The 2,306-nt window shown below is 33.4% G+C and carries 1 protein-coding gene; it reads left to right on the top strand.

The window, feature by feature from the left end; translation table 11 throughout:
* The first annotated feature begins 598 nt into the window (after positions 1-598).
* Positions 599-2,200: a group II intron reverse transcriptase/maturase gene (gene ltrA / locus Q0Y03_RS15360; protein WP_297714657.1), complete on the top strand. Its 1,602-nt coding sequence runs from the start codon at positions 599-601 to the stop codon at positions 2,198-2,200.
* The last annotated feature ends 106 nt before the right edge of the window (positions 2,201-2,306 follow it).

Below are 2,306 nucleotides of genomic sequence, written 5' to 3'. Positions count from 1 at the left end.
TTTGTGCGACAAGAAGTTGTGTTAGGAGCTGTCTAAGGCAATAATAAGCCCTTCGGACTATTTCAGCTGCTTGAAATAATGCTACCAGCAGGTGCATTACTGGTAACGGTAGTGTGCTAAGCTGCTGGGACAAAGCAGGAAAATAGGTAATCCCTACGCTATCTACTGCAAGCATAAATAATTTACTATGAGCAGATTATTCAAACTGTTGTAAGGTTCGTAAAGTCGAGCAAGCGAAATGGGATTGATACGCTTAAGCCAAAAGGTATGGAGCATACGCATTATGTTTGAACACGCAGAATGTGAAGTAGCTGTCGCTCCCGGACTATAGACAGGCTCTAAGGTAAATTGAATTGGTCTTAACACAGAACTTGGTAAACCCTATACATATCCAACAAAAGTTGGACAGTAGAGGGCAGAGGAAGATATAAAAAGCGAATGATTTTCAGTAATAGAAAATATAGCTCTTCAAGATTTGGAGTAACCCGAAAGGGTGCAGACTTATATCATGGTCTTTGATTATGATGATAGAATGATACTTACGAACAAGGGAGGCAAGTAGACTGTACTATAACAGACAGCAAACTTGGATAAACAAATGAATATAAATAATAACCTAATCTGGGACAATATCGATTGGAATGAAATTAATTTGTTTATTAATAAGATTCAATCTAGAATTGTAAAAGCATCTCTAAATAAAAATTGGAAATTAATTAAAGATTTACAAAGATTATTAGTTAATTCTTATTATGCTAAACTTTTAGCAGTTAAGAGAGTTACATCAAACAAAGGTAAGAAAACACCTGGAGTAGACAATGTAATATTACGCACAGGTAAAGAGAAATATGAATTGGCGATATCACTCAATAGAGGCAAATATAAACCAAAGCCATTAAGAAGAATTCATATTAAAAAGAAAAATGGTAAACTAAGACCGTTAGGGATACCGACTATGTATGATAGAGCAATGCAAGCACTCTATTTAATGGCATTAGAACCCGTAGTTGAAACTCTTGCAGACAAGACTTCATTTGGATTCAGAAAAGGAAGAAGTTGTGCTGATGCAAGAGAGCAGTTATTTATAAACTATAGTAGGAAAACTTCTCCTAAGTGGATTCTAGAAGGTGATATCAAAGGATGTTTTGATAACATATCTCATGACTGGTTAATTGATAATGTACCAATGGACAAATCCATTTTACGAAGCTTTCTTAAAGCAGGGTTTATACATAATGGATTTAGATTCTCTACCGATAATGGAACTCCACAAGGTGGAATTATAAGCCCTTGCTTGGCTAATTTCACTTTAGATGGAATTGATAAATTATTGAAAGATAATTTTAAAAGGCATAAAAATGAAGGAAGGAAAAGGGCAAAAGTGCATTTGATTCGCTATGCTGATGATTTTATCATAACAGCAGGAACTAAAGAAATAGCAATTAAAGCTAAAGCGTTAGTTAAAGAGTTTTTAGCGGATAGAGGGTTAGAATTATCAGATGAAAAAACTTTGATAACCAATATCGATGAAGGTGCTGATTTTCTAGGCTGGAATATTAGAAAGTACAATAGTAAATTACTTATAAAGCCATCGACAAAGTCTATCAAATCTGTTATTTCAAAACTCAGAGATGTTATAAACAGTAATAAATCAATACATCAAGATTTGTTAATTGCACAATTAAATCCAATAATTACAGGGTGGAGTAATTACCATCAAGGAGCAGTGTCAAAACGAATATTTCAGAAGGTTGACCACATAATATACCTTATGCTATGGAAATGGTGTAAAAGAAGACATCCCAATAAAGGGAATAAATGGGTCAAGAGTAGGTATTTTAAAAGTCATAGAAATAGAAATTGGATATTTGGTGACACTCTAACATTAAAGAAAATGAGTGACAAGAATATTATAAGACATCATAGATTAAAACTTGATAAAAATCCGTTTATTGACTTAGAATACTTTGAAAAACGCAAATATAGAATGGGGTGTTTAAAGCTATCGGGAAATATGAAAAAACTATGGATTAAACAAAAAGGCTATTGTCCTTTATGTAATGAATCTATGGATATAGCAGAAGATAGAAGAATGATGTACACAGACAATAAATCAGATAGTAAAGACAAAATTAGTAAAATGATTATGGTTCATAAGGACTGTATGAAAATCCAAAATTATAAAGAGAGGTTGGCGTGAATATGAAAAATGAGCGTTTACAAAGGCTTGAGCCGTATGAGTTGAAAGACTCACGTACGGTTCTTAGACGGGAAAAGATGAGTAATCATCTCGACCTAGTCGTCAA

This window comes from Clostridium sp., assembly GCF_026168755.1.
Classification (GTDB): domain Bacteria; phylum Bacillota; class Clostridia; order Clostridiales; family Clostridiaceae; genus Clostridium.
This window is presented reverse-complemented; position numbering and strand designations above follow the sequence as displayed.